A 19,950-nucleotide genomic window follows, 5' to 3' on the forward strand; every position below is an offset into this window, starting at 1 on the left:
ATGTCTTATAAAATATTGGCGATAAATCCGGGATCAACATCTACAAAGCTTGCACTATATGAAGATGAAAAGAAGATACTATCAGAAACATTAGACCATCCTGTAGAAGAAATAGAGAAGTATGAAAGAGTACAGGATCAGTTTGAAATGAGAAAGGAAGCAGTACTATCCTTTCTAAAGGATAACAACTTTGATGTAAAGGAGTTATCAGCAGTCGTTGGAAGAGGAGGTCTATTACCGCCTGTACAATCAGGGGCCTACGAAGTTAACGAGGTTATGGTAGACAGACTTAAAAATAATCCTGTTGTAGAGCATGCTTCAAACCTAGGAGCCCTTATAGCCTATGAAATAGCTAAACCACTTAACATACTTGCATGTATATATGATTCAGTTGCCGTTGATGAGATGATTGATATAGCCCGTGTTTCAGGTATGCCTGAGATACCAAGAGTAAGCTTTAGTCATGCATTAAATTCAAGAGCAATGGCTATCAAGGCTGCTAAAAAGTATGAGAAAGAATACAAGGATATGAACTTTATTGTTGCTCATCTAGGTGGAGGAATATCAATAAGTGCCCATAAAAGAGGAAGAATGGTCGACATAATATCCGATGATGAAGGACCATTTTCACCTGAAAGAGCTGGAAGAGTTCCATGTAAAAAGCTTATAGACCTTTGCTATTCTGGAAAATATGATAAAAGAACTATGCAAAAGAAGTTAAGAGGAAAAGGCGGTATTTGTGCTTACCTAAATACTCTCGATGCTAGAGAAGTTGAAAAGATGATTGCAGATGGAAATGAGGAAGCAAGACTAGTATATGAAGCTATGGCATATCAAATAGCCAAGGGAATTGGTGATTTAGCAACTGTTGTAGAAGGTGATGTGGATGCTATAGTTATTACTGGTGGTATTGCATACTCAGAGATGATGACATCTTGGATTACAAGAAGAGTGAAATTTATAGCACCTGTTGAAATAATGGCTGGAGAAAATGAACTTGAATCCTTAGCCTTAGGAGCTTTAAGGGTACTTAAGGGTGAAGAAAAAGCTAGGGATTACGTTGAAGCTTAAAACTAAATTTTAGGGGGAAGAATAATATGTCTAAAAACTTATTTAGAAATGAATTATCTAAAATAACACCTTATGTTCCAGGAAAGCCTATAGAAGAAGTAAAGAAGGAGCTAGGAATAGAAGAAGTAGAGAAGCTGGCATCTAATGAGAATCCATTAGGACCATCACCTAAGGCAGTTGCAGCAATAAAGAAGGAAGCAGATAACATTCATATTTATCCTGATGCTTCTGCAATGACCCTAAGAACAAAAATAGCTGAAAAGCACGGCTTAGACTATAGCAATGTAGTAGTAGGAAACGGTGGAGAACAGATTCTACAAATGATTGCTCAGACCTTTATTAATGAAGGTGAAGAAGCTATTATGGCTACAACTACATTTGGATTGTATGGGTCTAGTGTATCCCATATGGGAGGAGTTCCAGTAAAGCTTCCACTTAAAAACTACAAGCATGACTTTGAAGGATTTGTTAACAAGATAAACGATAAGACGAAGTTAATCTATGTCTGTAATCCAAATAACCCAACTGGAAACATAATGCCTAAGGAAGATATTGACTACCTAGTTAAGAATGTTCCAGAAGACGTTGTTATAATCTTTGATGAAGCCTATTTTGATTATGCAAAGGTGAATGAAGAGTATCCAGAAACACTTAATATATTAAAGGAAAGACCAAACACCATAATCCTAAGAACCTTCTCAAAGGTTGCAGGAATCGCAGGTGTAAGAATAGGATTTGCATTAACTTCTAAGGAAATTGCTACAGAAATGGGTAAGGTTAAAGGTGTCTTCAATGCCAATAAGCTTGCACAAGCAGCAGCCCTTGGAGCTTTAGAGGATCAAGACCACATAGATAAAACAGTTGAGCTAAACTACAAATCAATGGGAATGATGGAAGACTACTTTAAGGAAAAGGACTTAGAATACATTAAGTCCAATGCAAATTTTGTATTTGTAAATGTAAATATGGATTCAAGAGTTGTATTCCAAAAGCTTATGGAAAAAGGAATAATAATTAGACCTGGATACCTATGGAAATGGGATAACTGGATAAGAGTTAGTACAGGAACTGTTGAACAAACAGAGAAGTTCTTAGTAAAACTTCATAGTATATTAAATGAAGGGTAAAATAATAAATAAGTAACTTATTATTTTAAATGGGGCTGTCTCATAAAGGTTTCTTATGAGTTCAGCCCCGGGGTGTTTCAGAATGAGTGAAGTTCAAGGTTTTGAAATTTCAACGGCTTGGCTAGTACTAACGTACGTGCCAATTTGGTTAATATTTCAAATAACGCAGAAATTTGCCATTCTGAGACACTCCCCCCTCGTTGAAAAATAGGGAAAACAATGCTAAAATTATGATAACAGCATAGTAGAATAAGTAGGCTCACTATAGTCGATTAGAGCTTAAAGACTTCTATCCGTTCTACTATGTTAAATAACCCTTCTATCGACAATGTGGTTAAAATACTAATTGCGATGGAGTGATTGTTATGAACAAAGTTTTGGAAATTATCAAGAACCCAGTTCTTACCTATGAGCAAAAAGTATTGACATTGGCAAGGGCTGCTGAAGACTCGATTGATGTTTTAAATATTAGCGAGGAAACACAAGCCTTAAGGGATGAAGGAGTTATTTGTGACTTGTTTGAAGGTCATGCGCCATATAGACCGAGATATATCGTGCCTAATTATGAGAAATTTATGAAGCAAGGCAGTGAATTTTTAGGTCTAGAACCACCGGAAGATCTACATGATGCAATAAACAACCTTTTGATTCTATATAAACATGTGCCTTCGATATCATCCTTTCCAGTATATATTGGAAACATCGACAAACTATTGAATCCCTTCTGTAAGGATGATGAAGAATCCTTTAAAGCGATTAAAAGGTTTTTAAAGCATATTGATAGAACGATTACCGATTCATTCTGTCATGCTAATATTGGACCAGAAGACTCTTTAGCTGGTAGACTTATTCTTAGGGCAGAGAGAGAACTACAGGATTCAATTCCAAATCTAACTCTTAAACTAAGTGAAGAGACACCGGAGTCCTTTGTTTTGGATGCAATCGATACAGCATTAATCACAGCAAAACCTAGTTTTGCAAATCATCAGATGTTTTTAGATGATTTTTCAGGGGATTATGCTATAGTAAGCTGTTATAATGGTTTAGATATTGGTGGAGGAAGTTATACCTTAGTAAGGATGAATCTTCATAAACTAGCTCAAAAGACAGACAATTTTAAGACGTTCTTAGAGGTTGAACTACCTAATGCTGCTAAGCACATGTTAGCTTATATGGATGAAAGAGTTAAGTTTTTAATATATGAAACGCCTTTCTTTGAAGAAAATTTTTTAGTGAAGGAAAGACTAATTGATATAAATAAATTTACTGGGATGTTTGGCCTTGTAGGTTTGGCCAATGCTGTTAATCATTTTGTAGAAAACAGCGATGATTTAAGCAATAGATTTGGCCATAGTAAGGTTGCCGATGATATGGGGCTTGAAATTATGGAGAAACTTGAAGAAATAGTTAAGGCCCATTCTCTAAAGGAACTATATGCATCGAAGGGTCGCTATCTATTACATGCCCAGGTAGGCATCGATACCGATATGGGCACTGCACCGGGATGTCGTATTCCAATCGGTGATGAGCCTGAGATTTATAAGCACGTAGTTCAAGCTGCAAAATACCATAAATACTTCCCATCGGGAATCGGTGATATATTTAATTTTGATAGCACAGTTAAAAGTAATCCATCTTATGTATTAGACATTATCAAGGGCGCCTTTAAAAATGGTATGAGATACTTTTCAGCATATTCAACGGATTGTGATGTAATTAGAATCACAGGCTATCTAGTTAAACGATCTGAGATTGAAAAACTTGAAGGTGGAGAGCGAGTTTTAAGAGATACTGTTGCCTTAGGAATGGGTTCTGTTCAAAATCAAAAAATATTGGAGCGTAAAGTTAGAGATTAATTAAATGATAATAGATTAGAGAAGTTGCCAATGGCGACTTCTTATTTTTATACATTTCTATGTATAATTATGCAAATAAAAAACCCAGCCTATAAAAGCTGGGTAACTATTTTTAACAATCAAATAAAAGGGTATATGTTTCCCCTTTGTTATTTTATTATAGCCTGAAAATATCAAATTGTCAAGAAAATGGAAGAAAAACTATGAAAAACATAAGAGCTATATGATAGACTATTTAGTTTGTATTACGATGATAGAAATCCCTGTAGCTGAGGTTTTATTTTTTTCAGTATTTTTTGTAGTATAAGATTACGACCGGTCAAAATGATATATAGGGGTTACATAGAAAAAGTAAATCTAAAATAGTAAGTTTAAGGAGGCTCTTATGAATAAATTATTCTCAACGAGGGATATAAGGTATTTTTCCCTATATTCCATCTTTAGCTCCATGGTGTTTGAAACGCCTATAGTTTTTATGTTCCTTGCGAATAAAGGATTAAAGCACTCTGAAATCACATATATATTTTCAGTATATGCCTTGGCAGTAATCATATTTGAATACTTAACTGGGGTGTTTGCAGATAAGTATTCAAAAAAAGGAGTACTAATATTTAGCGCAGTTAGCCTAATATTAGGAGAAGTAGGATTTATTCTTGGATACAACATCTATCACTTCATTGGAGGAATAATCTTTATTGCTTTAAGTGTAGCCGCAAGAAGCGGCGCAGATACAGCCTATATTTATGATAAACTTGTGGAATTAGATAAAAAGGAAGACTTTGAGGAAATAATGAGCAAGCTAGGCAGTATATTGCTAATGGTATCGGCAGGAGTATATATAATTGGACCATTTCTAACTAGATTTGGAATGTATATTCCTTTTCTATGTACAATTATTTTCTATATTGTTGCCATCGCGGTGCTACTAAAATTTAAAGAGCCTTATATTGAAAAGAAAGAAAAATCTGCAAAGAAGATAATCAAGAAAAGTATAGTTGTAGCATTCAGTAATAAAACAGTTATGGCTTATATAGTTCTTTCAATAATAATTTTTCCATGCTTTCATGTACTAACTTGGTTACTTCAACCCTATCTAGAATTAAGTAAAATAAAGATAGAGTATTTCGGTATTTTTTATACTTTAATAACAATCTTCCAATCCCTTGGAACTAGAGTAAGCGCATATTTAAATGAGAGATATAGCTCCAGAAACCTACTTATTATCACCTCCGTTATGATAGCCATAGGATTTTTATTAATGTCTATTCAAAATAATTCAATGGTATATCTTATACCAATAGTTATGGGAATATCATTTGGAATATATTATACTATTAACAACATAGTAGTTAATAAAGTAATAGAATCGGAAATTAGAGCCTCGTTACTCTCTTTACAGCATGCCTTCACAAAAATACTACAGATGTTAATGTTTGCTTCAATTGGCTTATTCATAGATAGATATCCCTTAAGAATGAATTTCCTGTTTCTATCGCTATATTTGATTATTAGTTTAGGAGTTCTATTTGTATTCTTTAGGAAGGATTTTGATGCTAAAACAAGAGAGATAGGAAATGAGGAAGAAGTAAGTAATGCTATTAATTGAAAAATATGTAAAAGTAATATATAATTTTGCTTAAAATATAAGAAATCATTCTGGTACTGTATAAATAGAATCGTAGACACTCAATTGAATGGACTTAATATATGTTGGGAATGAGAAAAAGTGATTTCTTTATAAAGCATAAAAAACGGGGGAAAAAAATGAGCAAACAATATTATCTAGACTGCCTGGATAAGGGAACAAAACTATACTGGAGAACTTTAGGAAAGGCACGTGGATTGGAATTGCGCACTGGTGATATTGAGTGGATAATGTCTGTGCCATCTGGGGGAGCTGAGAGGATTTTCAGTATTAGATTGCCTGATGATAGCCTTGAAGATTCTATGAATGAATTGGTAAATATGATTCAAAAAGGTGAGGCACCATCTGGCATACTTATTACACCAAGTTCAAAGCCCGATAATATACATGAGATTTTGTCTACGGCAGGCTTTAAGATTAACTATGATACAGGTAGTGGCATGGCTATGGATATAGGTGCATCTGTTAATCACATAGAGTTTAACGAAAATATCGAGATACTATCTGTCGAAGATGAAAGAACATTAGAAGTATGGACAGAAATTGTAAATACTGCACTTTTTGAAGAAGATCTCTTTTCCTATGAACAGTTTTATGATCTTTTTATGCTTGACAATACATATTTTTATATAGGATTATTTAATGGTCGTCCTGCTTCTACATGTATGACAATTACTGAAGGAGATATTGTAACAGTTGAAATGGTTTCTACACTGAAAGAGTATCGGAAAAACGGATTGGGAAGGGCTGTCACAACAGTAGCATTACAGGAAATGAAAAATATAGGAATTAGGACTGCTATACTTCGTGCTGAAAAAGAAGCTGTGAATATATATAAACGAATAGGTTTTCAAGAGTTTTACAAGAGAACTGTTGCAAATTATGGTTAACAATTGATCTGATTATAAGGAGGCGTTAAAAATGAAAGAAGTAATTATGCTTACAAGTAAAAAATGACCCCATTGCTATACTGCGAAAGAGTTTCTTTCCACAAGGGGTATAAAATACATAGAAAAGGACGTTGACTTAGATACAGCAGCAAGACAGGAAATGATGAGAAGAAAGATCATGGGGATTCCAGCCTTTATAATCGGTAATGAAGTTGTAGTAGGACTTGATACTGCTAAAATTGAAAGTCTGTTGGATTATAAAGTTATAAACTGTATGGAGTGTACGACAAAATTACGAATACCTAAAAATAAGGGTACTATATTAATAACATGTCCTGAGTGTAAAACAAAATTTAAGACCAAAACATAAGGAGAAAAGTCATATGATTAAACACTTCAACGTTCAAACAAATAAGCAAACGGAATTTATTGAAATAACAAATCAAATAAAACAAGCAATAAGAGAGTCTGGAGTAACCGAAGGTGTATGCTATATCTTCATTCCACATACTACAGCTGCGGTTACAATAAATGAGAATGCCGATCCTGATGTAAAAAGTGACATGGTAATGGAGCTAAATAAGATAGTTCCATTAGATGATAATTATAAGCACTTTGAAGGAAACTCAGAGGCCCACATAAAATCCAGCCTAATGGGTTTTTCAGAGATAATCCTTATCGATGGAGGAAAACCTGTTCTCGGTACTTGGCAGGGAATATATTTTTGCGAGTTCGATGGACCAAGAAATAGAAAGGTAATGGTCAGAGTACAATAATTTTTTTGAAGGGAGATAAAATTATGAATTTCATACGTGCCCATACTTAACATTTAGAATTTAAAGTAAGGCCTCCACCTTAGAAATTTGTATTAAAGCAAAACTTACTAAATCAAAAAAAGGTGGAGAGCTTATGAAGATTAAAGAAAAGATTCAAAGTAACATATGGAAGCTATACGGATACTATTTCTTCCATAATTTCATTTTAGCTTATGTTATAGAAAGGCTTTACTGGGAACAAAGAGGGATGACTATACAGCATGTTGTATATACAGAGATAATATATGCTGTTATCATAGTCATTTTAGAAGTCCCTACAGGTTATTGGGCCGATGCATGGAGCAGGAAAAACTTAATTGTACTTGGCAGTATTTTTACCTGCTTAGAATTTGCTATTTTGATATTTGCCTATGAGTTTTGGCATTTTGCACTTGCCATTGGAGTAGCTGCTATTCAGAAGGCACTTTGTAGTGGTGCGATTAATGCACTATTATACGATTCTTTGAAGATGACGGCTAGAGAAAATGATTTTGAAAAAGTATTAGGAAGAATAAGATTCTTTGATTATGGTTCCGTTACATTAGCAGCATTACTGGGCAGTGTAGTAGCCGTTAGATTTGGTTTTCTAAGCAATTATTGGCTGTCACTATTTAGTACAATAATTTCTCTAGGATTTGCCATTGTACTTATTGAACCTAGCAAAGGAAAAATAGAGACAGGAGATGTAAATAAAAAATATATTAAACAAGCCCTTAGCTTTCTAAAAGAACATAAATCAGTGAGATTTGTACTTGTATTAGGAATAGTTATAGGTGTTAACATGGTCTATTTAGACGAATTTTGGCAAATATATTTAAGAGAAATAAATATACCAATTATATTTTTTGGAGTAATAGGATCGATAAATTCAATGATTGTAAGTATTTCGAGCTTGGGAGCATATAAGATAAAGGATAGACTTGATGAAGGTAAATTATATACTGCCCTAATAAGTGTATTTTCATTTAGCTTTATATTATTATCCTTTACAAAATCAATCTATGGATTACTCTTTACAATCTTGATTTATGCTAGCTCTAGCATCATAGAACCCCTAGTATCTGGATATTTACATCATAAGGTTGAATCATCATACCGTGCTACAATTGAGTCATTTCAATCCCTTGCTTTGAGAGTTGCTACCATGGGAGTAGGACTAGTATTTGGAAAAATATCGACGGAGCTCTCGATATTTGAAGGTTTTAGATTTATTGGAATACTTTCTTTTATTTATCTCATTTATTATGTAATAAGTCAAAGAAAGTATCTCTCAAATGGTAGCTCACAAAATATGAATTAAACAGATTAGGCACCTATAGCTGTATAATATAGGTGCCTTTAATTTTGAAATAATTCCTAGGAAATTTACAAAATAGTTTGATTTTCCTTCTAAATTTGTAAAGAAACTACAAAGGAAATGTGAAATTTTTTGTTGAAATTTGGTATGAAATACTCAATTTAGGGGGGAGTTATTTGAAAAGTAAAAATATGAGCTTTTTTGTTTTGATTTTCATAATTTTATTAAGCACACAAATAGTCACCATAGTTATTGCAAACTCAATAAAAAATCTTGCTTTTAGTCTATTGATCTTAGCTGTATTTTCCGGAGTATTGGCATATCTATTTCTTCAGTTATATAAAAAGCCATTCAAGGATATAAAATTTTACATTAGCAGGATTAACGACAATGATCTCATGATTGATGTTAAGAAGAAAGGTGTTACGCTAGCTCATGACATAATCCAAGAGATAGAAGAAATGATAAATAACTTAAAATTGAACTTTAAACAACAAGTAAATATATCTACTCAAATAACAGAAATCAGTAAGAAGCTGAGTGTAGTTAGTAGCGAAACGAGGATGGCAATGGAAAATGTGGCGGCTTCGACGGAAATTACCAGTGAGAACAGTAATGAACAGTTCCAGATGCTTCAGCAGGTTTCAGAAAGCATAGAGAATATTGTTAATTCCTTACAAAATATGAATAAAGAAATGAGCGAAACAGTAGTATTTACACAAGAATCCATTGGTTCAGCAAAGACCGGTATATCAGCAATAAATGGAATAGAAAATCAAATGAAGATTACTAGAAACTTAATTCATGATACAGGAGCTAAAATAGAGACACTCAAAACTTATTCTAATGAAGTAGGAAAATTGATTGAGTTAATTAAATCGATTGCAGACCAAACCAATATGTTAGCCCTCAATGCTTCTATAGAGGCTGCTAGGGCAGGAGAGTATGGCAAGGGCTTTACCGTTGTGGCCGATGAAGTTAGTAAGCTATCAAAGGAAACAAATGAAGTATCAATTAAAATAGAGAATATAATTACCATGCTACAACAAGAGATCTTATCCCTTACACAGTCAGTCGAAAAGGAAACTACACATATAGAAGATAGTTATACCTTAATAACAGAAACTATGGATGGACTTAATAAGATAAATGATCGTTTAAATGATAGTATTGTAAAAATTGAGGATGTAGATAAATCGATTAAAGTGGCAAAGGAAAATAGCGAAGAAATCGATGCAAGAGTTGATAATGTAACTAAATTTTCTAAAGACATATCGTCTCAAATGCAAGAAATAACAGCTCAAAGCATATTACAAAGTGAAAAAATGTCAACTCTCCATGATGTTATGGAAGAACTTAATCAGAATGCGGATTATATGCAGCAATATGTAACCAGCAAAGTTATGGAAGGAAAGATGTTAAGAGAAGTCACGTACATAAAAGAAGTGCTACAGAAGGGAACCTTAGACAATGAATTGATTAATAGCCTGCCTCCTCAAACTGGGATCGATGTCATATATGTTACAGATAATAGTGGAACAATAAGATATTGTAATGAAGAAGAATCCATTGGATTAAACTTGTATGAAGTTGATGAAAGCTTTTCCTCCCTAAAAAAAGGAGAAGTAGAATATGTAACAACACCTGTTAAAAAGAGAGTAGAAGATGGCAAGCTATTTAAATTCTTAGCTATTGTGGATGATAAGGGGATTATATATCAAGTTGGGCTATCGATTGAATCTCTTTTGGAATTTTAAATTTGCTATGAATAATCTGAGTTTAACTATAGGGATGTCTCATAAAATTACTTTATGAGATGTGCCTTTTTTGTATTAAACTATAGTAATTACTTGATTAAATATAATATTTCAGTTATATAATACTAGCAATAAAATAAAAGGAATTGTAAAAAATATGAAGAATAATTAAGATGGTACAAATTGTAAAAGTTGATATTTGAAATTTATAGTTAGATTATATAAAATGATGAGCTAGGAGTGATAGTATGCCTATTAATGTATGTGACAAAAACGGAAGGCACATAGGGGTTGTACATAAAAGATTTCTAGATGAATGGAATCTTTGTATGGTGGCATTAACAGATGTAAGAGCAGAGGAATTAAATGTTAATGTAGACAAGATGAAGGGTTATGTGGCGACTGAATTTGGATGCAAAAAAATGTTTGGTAAAGTTGAAGATGAAGATCTTAGGGAAAAGTTATATGGATTATTAGAAAGTGAAGATAGAAGTGTAGTCAGATATGAACAGCTTGTTGTAGCAATTTTTCTAAGAAATTTTTCTGATAAGAAAATAGAAAAACTAATCAATGAGGAAGTACTAGAGAATAAAATCAAGGGCTATATACTTTATGATCTGAAAAAATTAAGCTTCGAGCAAAATAGTATAGTAATAAATGAGGAGTTAGAATACATAAATGAGCAGGTTGAAAAGGATTGGGATAAAACAGCTATATTCGCTAAAATAACAGATTATCCTATAATACATAAAAGATCATATTTTGTAAGAGATGGAACAGCTCACGAGTATACAACCAAGGTAAAAATATTATCTGGAAATTTTGAAGATAAAATAGAATTAGATACAATGATAAACTGTAAAAAAGGTATGAATATCAGTTTAATAGCTTCAAAAAAGAAGATAATTAAGGTCTTTTGTGATGATAGAATATATATTTTTGAAGGATAACCCCTTTAAAGTTTTCTACATGGAGGAAATAAAACATGAAAAGAATTAAATCTTTTATCGCAAAGCCAAAGGTCAAAATATTGATAGCGATTGTGGCGTTAATATTAGTCAAAATCCTGTTAGATAATCTATTTCAGACGCGATTTCCTATAAAAGTAACTAACCAAAATGATGTATTTACTCAGGAGTCTATAGAACAAATTGAAAAACAGATAAAGTCTGAATCTGAGATATATGTTAGCAGTGTCGATATAAATAACAATGAGTTGTTAAACTTTTCAGTTCATTTTTTAGAGCCGTTAAAGAATAATAAGTTAGTAACGTGGTTTGTAATCTATAATGAATATGATAACGTAGATAAGTATAAAAACCCATACATGTTGTTTTATAGTAGCACGGGGGATAATAATGCTTCAGAAATACAGAAGTATACTATCTCTGAGGATTTTGAAACTTTAAGGATTATCCAGCCATATCTCCAAGAAGTTTTTAATTTGATCCCAGAGGATACTCTAAAGGGGCAATTGAAATTTCTTGAAATGCGCTATAGTATATGGCATAGGGATGCATGGAAGGAAACTGCGATCACAGATAAAGATATTCTATACATAGAAGTAGGAGACTCTCTTAGTGTTAGCAAGGGGATTAATCTTGAAAAGATAAATGATAAGACCTTTTATATTTTCAATGCTTACGATGATGAGAATTGGAATAGATGTGAAGACCTTGTTGCAGTAGTAAATGTTGTTAGATAGCTTTTATTCCATTAAATATATTCTTGAATTATTAGTAATAGTATCTGAGGAAGAAAGAGCCCTCAGATACTATTTTGGTATAAACAAGATAAATAGAGTAGGTTGATGCGCTACGGATTATCTAAAAAAATTATCTTAAGCCTTTTTTGCTGGTAACTTCCTCTGAAGCTTAATAAATCTGTATATTCCCACTATAAAGATTATTAGACCTGTGGGTACCAATCCATAACCTATAGTGGAGATAATCTTCATTTCAAAGAATTTTATAAATCCTACTCCTGCGACCATTACGCTCAGTGCAGTTCTTATCCATGCTAAAAGTGTTCTCTCGTTTGCAAGAATAGTACGATCAAGGGCAAGAAAGTCCCTTAGTATCAAATCATTGGTATTCCTATCGTATATTTTCTCATTATTACTTTCAATTGCCATAATATAAATGCCTCCTTAATTTTTAAAAGTTTGAACTATAAAATTCATTGCATTGCGCATGATGTATAGAAATAATATATTTAAACTTATGACCGTTTTGGTTATAAGTTTTTATAAAAGAAACACATATTATTATAGTAAAATATGCATCTCTTATTAAAGATTAATCCTATGATTAAATTTAACTCCTACTATACTTATTCTAGCATTTGCTCTAAAAACATAGCAGCAGCTCCCAGTGCAATAGAATTGTCTTTAAATTGACCACCTTTATTAAAGATAACCTTCTTTTCTTTCTTAAAATAGGTTTTGCTTCGGAATGTCTTTTCCACTATATCATAAAATATATTACAGTAATTAACTAAAGGTCCGCTTAATATAATTAAGTCTGGATTGAGTAAATTACTGAAGTTTGATAAACCCGTTCCTAATATTTCTCCAGCATTTTCTATCAGTCTCTTGGATAATTCATCTCCACGAATTGCAGCGTCACAAATATCAAAGTATTTTATGTCCACTAGGGGCTTTAAAATAGTCGTTGTATTCTCAGCTTTGGCTTTCCTTTTAAATCTGTTAACGATAGAGGGTATTGAGGAATATGACTCAATACACCCCTTGTTTCCACAACTACACGGTTCACCATTAATATCTATAATCATATGTCCAAAGGCATCCTCTGTGTCATTTATCGTACGTATCAAAGTACTGCCATTGGTGATACCAGTTCTAATACCAATACCACAATTGAAGTAAGCAATATTCTTATAGCCTTTTCCATAACCGTAAAGAGCTTCTCCTATCACAGCGGTATTTGCACCGTTGTCTAAGAGAATAGGAAATTTAACCTGAGTTTCTAATAGGTTTCTAATATTCACATTTTCCCATCCGATGGAAGGGAAGGCGTTAACATTTAGCATCATTCCACTTTTTCTATCTAAAGGACCAACTGTACCTACTCCAACACCTAGAACTTTATCCATCGATATTTTCAGCTTTTCAAGATTAGTATTAATAATTTCAGATATAGCTCTAACAGTTACTTCTGGTGTATGGTCTTCTGTCATAGTAAATTTTTCGATAGAAACTATATCCATCTTCATGTTTACTATAACCACACTGCTATAAATCCTTGAAATATTAATACCAATAATATATCCATAGTTTGCATTGACATCATAAAGACTTGGCTTTCGTCCACCAGTGGATTCTGCAATACCAACCTTTAGAATCAGATTTTTACTAAGAAGCTTCTTCATAACTCGGTTTAGAGACGTAAGTTTCATTTCTGTAATCTCGAGTATCTCGCTTTTAGTTATGTTACCTTTCTTTTGAATCAGATTTAGAATTTTTTTCTCAGTGAAACTAAGAGATTGAATTGATTCCACTATGATCATCTCCATAGAGTTATATTATAGTTAAAGTATACATCCTTTTAACCAAAATGGCAATAAGTCTTTTAGGATTAATCTTATCCGCGAATTAACCATATATAGATTAGATACACTCAAATCTAAATATTTTCTTACATTTGGTCATTTGCTATTATAATCTGTTAAATTTAGTACAGCCTTTGACGATATATAAAATGTAAAAAGATATACAAGATTTGTAAATTTATATGAAGGGAGGATTATATATGAGGGTATCTTTCTTACCGCAAAGACAAATAAGTTCATTTAGTATTAGTTATGGTTTAAATGATAATTCTGGTAAGAAGAGTTCTGGGGATAACAAAGAATCACAAAGCAATAGAACTGCGAAAGCTACAAATGTCTTTGGAAACAACAGGGGAATCTATTTTGGGAAAAAAGTGAAGAAGAACAGTATCATAGAAAATCTAATGAAGCAGAAAGAAAAATTAATCGATAGTAGAAGTTCATTTCTGGAGAAGGCTCTGGAAAGTGGTAAGGGTATATCTGCTATAAAGGAAAAATTAGATGGTATCGATGATCAGATTAAGGAAATCGAGAAGCAAATAAGTAAAATTCAGTTGGAAGAGCAACGTAAGAGCCTTAATACTGAGAAGAAAAATAAGAAAAACGGAAAATCTAATGGGACATCAGATGAAACTTCGTCTAAGGATATGAAATCTGATGAATCTATGAATAGGCTTTTAAGTCTCTCTGGTAACTTATCACGGATTCAGACCTTATCATCTCAAAACACTTCAATGGCAGGTGAAACAAGGGTTTTAGAGAGTGAAATTAAGATAGATAAGGGAAGAGGAATTGATCCTGTTGATAAAAAGGAACGAGTTGCAGAGCTTAAGGATAACATCGAAAATATTAGTGAAAAAATAGGTGAAGAATTACAGGATATAAATACTAAAGCTAAGAGTAATATGGAAAGTAGTTCTTTAAATAAGGTTTTAGACAAGAGGCAAGAAGAGAATGAGGTCAGCGGCAATAAAAGTACAGAAAATAAAGATGTACTTGTAAAGGAAGGACTAGCTCAGAAATGTATTAAGCACTATAGAGATAGTATAAATTATAAATCAAAATATAGCGGTGAAAAAATCAATATCGTAGCCTAGAGAGTATTTTGCTATTTAGCCTTTAAAGTCTGTGTAAGTTTTATCCACAGACTTTAATCTTATATTTTGGTATATAGAATGTTAGCGCATATCTTCAGGTATGCGTTTTAAATAATAATATAAAAAAAGCATAGAAAATGTCAGGGGATTTAGTGGACCACCAGTTGTTAAAAGCTTAAAAAAACTATATCCAATAAAAGGGAAAAATAGAATTAAAGATATAGTATCAAAATACCTTAAATTCGTTCTAAATTTCTTAATTAGTTTCCTCTTTAGGTTAAACTTTTTATCTAGGAGAAAGAAAACTAAAACTGGAATAAATGGACCAAGGGCCATAAAAGCAAAATACATAAACTAAGTATCCTTTCCAATAAAATAATAATTTCATTATATTGGAAAAAGATTAAAAAGTCCACATTAAACAAGGCTTTAGACCATCTGAAATAAGGCTATATAATAGAGTTTAGCACTGCTTTTAATAGTAATTTGGTTAGTCTAAAAACTGAAATTAAAAAAAGAGTATTTATAAATTTTAATACTCTAATTAATGTAATATTATTTTAAATCATTACTTATAACGAGGATTAACATAAAAAACTATTTTAAAGTTTTTTAGATCTTTTATAATTCTCATGTTATATACAACTCCCTATATAATCTAAATAAATAGTAACACTTACAAATTTTAAAATCAACTGAGAAGTATGAACGTATGTAGTAACTTAAGCCTTTGCGAAAGTGGAGGATTAGGAAAGCCGAATAATGAATAGGGCTAACTAGATGAAATTGGTTACAGAATTGTAATGTATGGCTTATATCTATAGGAAAACCCTACACTATATTGAATAAAAATTACTATACCTGAAATCAGTTATTTTTATATTTCGTTGACATTATATTACAAATTACGACATCGATGTTATGTATAATAAAAATGATTGTATAAGGAGGGACTTACCTATGATAAAACGTTACTCAATTATTCTAACTATTGTACTAATTGTATTTACAACAATATCATCTCATGCAGTGGTAGAATTTGAACCTAAAACCGATATAGAATTAGACAAGGATTGGACAATCAAGTTTAACATGAATATTGAGGAAAACACTATTAATCAAGAGAATATCTATATTCTAGATTCAAAAGGAGTTAGACATGATTGCGAATTACCTTTGCCTGATCTATTGGAGTTTGATTATATAAAAATTGTACCAAAAATCAATTATAATTTAGGAGAAGGATATACTCTCTACATAAAAGGGATAAAATCAACTTCAGGGAAAGGCTTGAAAGATGAAATAACTATGAGCTTTAGTACTATCAATAATTCTGATGGAGTAATCAACTTCCCAGATGAATATTTAGAGCAAGCAATAAGAAAAAGTTTAAGAAAAGAAACAGGTGATATCTATAAGAGTGATGTGAAGAATATTACAATTATAATTGCTGAGGAAAAAGGCATCTCTAACCTAGAAGGAATACAGTACCTAACGAATTTAGAACATTTAGGGATGTCTGGAAATCAAATCACTGATATTAGCCCATTGAAAAATTTAAGTAATTTAAAAGACTTATCCTTACGTAATAATCAAATTAGTGATATAAGTGCATTAAAGAACTTAAGAAATTTGAATTATCTAAATTTAGAAGGTAATGAAATTAGTGACATTAGTTCATTAGAAGATTTAAAGTGGTTACAGGTATTAGGGCTTGATAATAATCAAATTAGCAATATAAGTGCATTAAGAAAATTAACTTTTTTAGGTTATTTAGGGTTACAAGATAATGAAATAAGCAATATTAGTTCATTAAAAGACATAAGAGGGTTATCAGTGTTATCGCTTAAAAATAATCAAATTAGTGATATCAGCCCACTAAGTGAATTGAAAGCATTATGGTCGTTAAGTTTACAAAATAATAAAATAGAAGATATAAGTGCATTAATCAAATTAACAAACTTGGCAAAATTATTTCTTTCAGGAAACTCAATAGTAGATTATAGTCCAGTAGCATCTTACTATTATGATCTACTAGATAAAGATTTTAAATTAAATACAGATGTTAATCCTGGTGAAGTTATTAATTTTCCAGACGAAAATCTAGAAGCAGTGATAAGAGATGAAATTGGTAAATTCACTGGTGATATATATAAAAACGATTTATTAGATATTAAAGCATTGTTTTTAGGCGGAAAAGGAATATCAAATATAGAAGGTATTCAATACTTAACAAACTTACGAGAACTTCACCTATGGAAAAGTAAAATCAGTGATATAAGCGCACTAAGTGAGTTAAGTAAATTGGAGTCTCTAGGCCTTGCATATACAAATATTAGTGATATTACTGCCCTAGAGAATCTAACGAACCTAAGACGCTTAGATCTTGTAAATAATCAAATTAGTGATATTAGTATATTAGACAACCATACTAATTTAGAAGAATTATACTTAAGTGGAACATATGTAAATGATTTTAGTGCAACTACTAAATACTATGATAGTCTCTTAATGAAGGATTTTGATTTAAGTGGGAATATAGTTGTAGATAATTACTCTAGACTTTTAAATGCTATTGAATATAATCAAAATTTCTTAATAATAGATAGTGAAATTGAAGAAGTATATGAAAAGGCACAAGAGATTATTAAGGAAGTTATAACAGATGGTATGACAGATTTAGAAAAAGAAAAAGCTTTACATGACTATATAGCTTTAAACGCTTCATATGATTGGGAAGCCGTGGAGAAGCTAGAGAGCGGTTTACCTGAAGCTTTTGAGAATAATTCATTTAACCCATACGGGATATTAATAAATGGCCTAGGAGTTTGTGAAGGATACGCTGAATCAATGAAGCTATTGTTAAACATGGTAGGTATTGAATGTTATTTAGTTAGTGGAGAGGCTGATGGAGCAACTAGTGGTTGGGGACATGGATGGAATATTGTAAATATTGATGGAAAGTATTATCATGTTGATTTAACATGGAATGATGTAGATCATGAACTTCTTCCAGTTACATACGACTATTTTAATGTTTCAGATGAAAAGATAAGTGAAGATCATAGTTGGGATACTAATTTTTATCCTGAGTGTAATGAGACAATGCCCGGTTTTTAATTAATAAAGAAAAAACAGTCATTAAGTAAAGAGTTATTTGTTATTCTGCTACGCTCCAAGATCGGACAGAAATTTAATATTATGCAATTGAAAGTTGGTTCCTGTATTCTACAGGAGCCATTTTCAGTTATCCCATAAATATAATGACTAGTCTTACTGGCCTGAAGAAAGAGAGAAGAAGATTTAGGGAAAGAGAAAATATTTTGGATACAATAAGAAATTTATAAAAGAATCATATAGGCAAATAAAATCGGTTTTATAAGCATTAAAGAGTTACTTAACGTTACTAGTGCTCTTACGCCCAAAAGTACCACCTAAGATGCCAGTACACAAGCCGTAAGTAATACTATATGGAAAATCACTAACAGTTGCTGTTTTATTAAGAAGAATTTTTGAGATTATAATACATAAAGCTATAACAGATAGATAATAGAAGACCTTGTTAGCGTAGTAATAAAAAAAGAAATTACTTCAAAGTAATTTCTTATTAAATCTCATTTAGAAGAGTTACGTATTCAGTTGTATGGTTTACAAAAGAAAAGTGTCAGGTTAGAACACATAAAATATGAAACCATGATTAACTGTTTCGAATTACGTGTTCTAGCCTGACACTTGAGCTAGACACCTGCACTGTTGATGTATCGAAATTGATTAAAGATTTATCAAAATAAGAAGAGATAATATAAGTAGACAATAAAGTAAGGGGTTTGAATATAGATTTAATCCCCTTGCTTTATTATTTAATAAGTTTAGATTTATTTAGTATTTTTTACTAAATTATGAGTTAAGTCTAATAGAGCCTGTAAGGCTGGAGAAATCCATTTATTATTATGGTAAAGAACTTGAGCCGGTATGGTGAAGCTTGTATCTTGTAATGAAATCTCATGTAAATCACCATTTAACAATTCTTTTTTTATAGTAGAGCGTGGTAGAAAAGAAATACCAAGCCCATTTATAACGAAATGTTTTATGGCTTCTGTGCTTTCAAATTCTAAAAGAGAACTAGGAAAAATATCAAGACCTACTAAATAGCTTTCAAATAAGCTGCGGTACTTACTACCCTTTTGAGTAAGTATTAAGTTTTCATTTTTTAAGCTATTAGGGCTAATTGTTTTTTTAGTAGCAAGACTATGGTGTTTGCTTACAACCAGAACAAGAGGTTCATTAAATAAAATTTCTGATACGATATCTTGATTATCTACTTTATCATCTAATACAAATGCAATGTCTATTATATTTTTTCTAATCCAAGAAGGAAAATCATAACAGTTACCCATTTTAATTTTAATATCTACGTGAGGATATAGTTTATGATAATCTCGTAAAAGTTCTGGTAAACTATAGAAGCAAAGGGTTTCTGTAATGGCAATTCTTAATTCTCCCTTTATAATTTGAGGAGAAGATGGAGATAAGTTTGCCACAGCCTCATCATATAAATTTAATATTTTTTCAGCATAGGATAGAAATATTCTCCCATCTTTAGTAAGTCTTATTCGACTACCTAAACGTTCAAATAATACAGTCCCCAATTGATTTTCAAGTTTTTTAATTTGTTCCGATATACTTGATTGTGCATAATTTAATATCTCAGCTGCTTTTGAAAAACTTTCGGTATGAGCTATTGTTATAAATGACTTTAATAATTTAAAATCCATGATATTTTCCTTCCTTATCATTATCGGTAAAACTGATATATAGTATCGTA

The 19,950-nt window shown here is 31.7% G+C and carries 16 protein-coding genes; 13 read left to right on the plus strand and 3 right to left on the minus strand.

Annotated elements, in window-relative coordinates:
- The 11 genes from buk (at position 1) to R9X47_RS21520 (ending at position 12,163) form a co-directional block, all read left to right on the plus strand.
- On the plus strand, positions 1 to 1,071 hold the full coding sequence (gene buk, locus R9X47_RS21470) for a butyrate kinase (RefSeq protein WP_432663132.1): 1,071 nt from the start codon (positions 1 to 3) through the stop codon (positions 1,069 to 1,071).
- 26 nt (positions 1,072 to 1,097) lie between these two features.
- Entirely contained in the window at positions 1,098 to 2,198 is a 1,101-nt protein-coding gene (gene hisC, locus R9X47_RS21475) for a histidinol-phosphate transaminase (protein WP_432663133.1), read from the plus strand.
- Between the two features lie 365 nt (positions 2,199 to 2,563).
- Positions 2,564 to 4,054, plus strand: coding sequence for a YjjI family glycine radical enzyme (locus R9X47_RS21480; protein ID WP_432663134.1), 1,491 nt, complete (start codon positions 2,564 to 2,566; stop codon positions 4,052 to 4,054).
- Positions 4,055 to 4,439: 385 nt separating this feature from the next.
- Complete coding sequence (locus tag R9X47_RS21485) at positions 4,440 to 5,660, plus strand: MFS transporter (protein ID WP_432663135.1); 1,221 nt, start codon at positions 4,440 to 4,442, stop codon at positions 5,658 to 5,660.
- 158 nt (positions 5,661 to 5,818) lie between these two features.
- Positions 5,819 to 6,589, plus strand: a complete 771-nt coding sequence (locus tag R9X47_RS21490) for a GNAT family N-acetyltransferase (RefSeq protein WP_432663136.1) — start codon at positions 5,819 to 5,821, stop codon at positions 6,587 to 6,589.
- A gap of 160 nt (positions 6,590 to 6,749) precedes the next feature.
- Positions 6,750 to 6,959 (plus strand): hypothetical protein, encoded by a 210-nt coding sequence (locus R9X47_RS21495; protein ID WP_432663137.1) that lies wholly within the window; start codon positions 6,750 to 6,752, stop codon positions 6,957 to 6,959.
- A gap of 13 nt (positions 6,960 to 6,972) precedes the next feature.
- Positions 6,973 to 7,365: a secondary thiamine-phosphate synthase enzyme YjbQ gene (locus tag R9X47_RS21500; protein ID WP_432663138.1), complete on the plus strand. Its 393-nt coding sequence runs from the start codon at positions 6,973 to 6,975 to the stop codon at positions 7,363 to 7,365.
- A gap of 133 nt (positions 7,366 to 7,498) precedes the next feature.
- Positions 7,499 to 8,704, plus strand: coding sequence for an MFS transporter (locus tag R9X47_RS21505; RefSeq protein WP_432663139.1), 1,206 nt, complete (start codon positions 7,499 to 7,501; stop codon positions 8,702 to 8,704).
- 173 nt (positions 8,705 to 8,877) lie between these two features.
- Entirely contained in the window at positions 8,878 to 10,458 is a 1,581-nt protein-coding gene (locus R9X47_RS21510; RefSeq protein WP_432663140.1) for a methyl-accepting chemotaxis protein, read from the plus strand.
- A gap of 248 nt (positions 10,459 to 10,706) precedes the next feature.
- Complete coding sequence (locus R9X47_RS21515) at positions 10,707 to 11,408, plus strand: hypothetical protein (protein ID WP_432663141.1); 702 nt, start codon at positions 10,707 to 10,709, stop codon at positions 11,406 to 11,408.
- 35 nt (positions 11,409 to 11,443) lie between these two features.
- On the plus strand, positions 11,444 to 12,163 hold the full coding sequence (locus R9X47_RS21520) for a hypothetical protein (protein ID WP_432663142.1): 720 nt from the start codon (positions 11,444 to 11,446) through the stop codon (positions 12,161 to 12,163).
- A gap of 135 nt (positions 12,164 to 12,298) precedes the next feature.
- On the opposite strand, the gene R9X47_RS21525 is transcribed toward R9X47_RS21520, so the two are convergent.
- Positions 12,299 to 12,592, minus strand: coding sequence for a DUF202 domain-containing protein (locus R9X47_RS21525; protein ID WP_432663143.1), 294 nt, complete (start codon positions 12,590 to 12,592; stop codon positions 12,299 to 12,301).
- Positions 12,593 to 12,789: 197 nt separating this feature from the next.
- Positions 12,790 to 13,977: an ROK family transcriptional regulator gene (locus R9X47_RS21530; protein WP_432663144.1), complete on the minus strand. Its 1,188-nt coding sequence runs from the start codon at positions 13,975 to 13,977 to the stop codon at positions 12,790 to 12,792.
- A gap of 251 nt (positions 13,978 to 14,228) precedes the next feature.
- Here R9X47_RS21530 and R9X47_RS21535 point away from each other — a divergent pair, with 251 nt between their 5' ends.
- Positions 14,229 to 15,125, plus strand: a complete 897-nt coding sequence (locus tag R9X47_RS21535; protein ID WP_432663145.1) for a hypothetical protein — start codon at positions 14,229 to 14,231, stop codon at positions 15,123 to 15,125.
- A 960-nt stretch (positions 15,126 to 16,085) separates the two neighbouring features.
- Positions 16,086 to 18,245, plus strand: coding sequence for a leucine-rich repeat domain-containing protein (locus tag R9X47_RS21540; protein ID WP_432663146.1), 2,160 nt, complete (start codon positions 16,086 to 16,088; stop codon positions 18,243 to 18,245).
- Positions 18,246 to 19,000: 755 nt separating this feature from the next.
- Here R9X47_RS21540 and R9X47_RS21545 read toward each other — a convergent pair.
- Positions 19,001 to 19,900, minus strand: a complete 900-nt coding sequence (locus R9X47_RS21545; protein WP_432663147.1) for a LysR family transcriptional regulator — start codon at positions 19,898 to 19,900, stop codon at positions 19,001 to 19,003.
- Between the last annotated feature and the right edge of the window lie 50 nt (positions 19,901 to 19,950).

Origin of the sequence: Wukongibacter baidiensis, from assembly GCF_050888315.1 — a bacterium.
In the GTDB taxonomy this organism is placed as follows: Bacteria; Bacillota; Clostridia; order Peptostreptococcales; family Caminicellaceae; genus Wukongibacter; species Wukongibacter baidiensis.